1 protein-coding gene is annotated in these 315 nt (G+C 66.0%); it reads left to right on the top strand.

Annotated features, from left to right (window positions below; genetic code table 11):
- Positions 1–315, top strand: a 315-nt coding sequence (locus tag HCK04_RS40725; RefSeq protein ID WP_142652810.1) for a hypothetical protein, incomplete at both ends; no start/stop codon positions are given.

Below are 315 nucleotides of genomic sequence, written 5' to 3'. Positions count from 1 at the left end.
GCGGCAAGTACGAGTCGGAGACCTACAAGTTCAAGTGGCAGGCCGACCGGGCGCTGAAGAAGCTCCAGGCCGACAAGACCACGGCGCTGTCGAAGCTCGCGGTCGTGCCGGTCTACGAGGGCGGCAACAAGCCCGCTGGCAACTTCGGCTGGAGGAAGGGCAACCACCCGACGCCGTCCCCGTCGCAGACCCCGAAGATCATCGGCTACAAGGTCGTCGGCGTGAAGCTGTCGATCGGCCTCAAGGACGTCGGCTCGCTGGGCTCGAACGTGGGCGGTCAGGGTCTGGCCTACAACCAGAAGATCGGCACGGCCG

It is taken from the genome of Microbispora sp. CL1-1 (assembly GCF_012034195.1).
GTDB lineage: Bacteria > Actinomycetota > Actinomycetes > Streptosporangiales > Streptosporangiaceae > Microbispora.
This window is presented reverse-complemented; position numbering and strand designations above follow the sequence as displayed.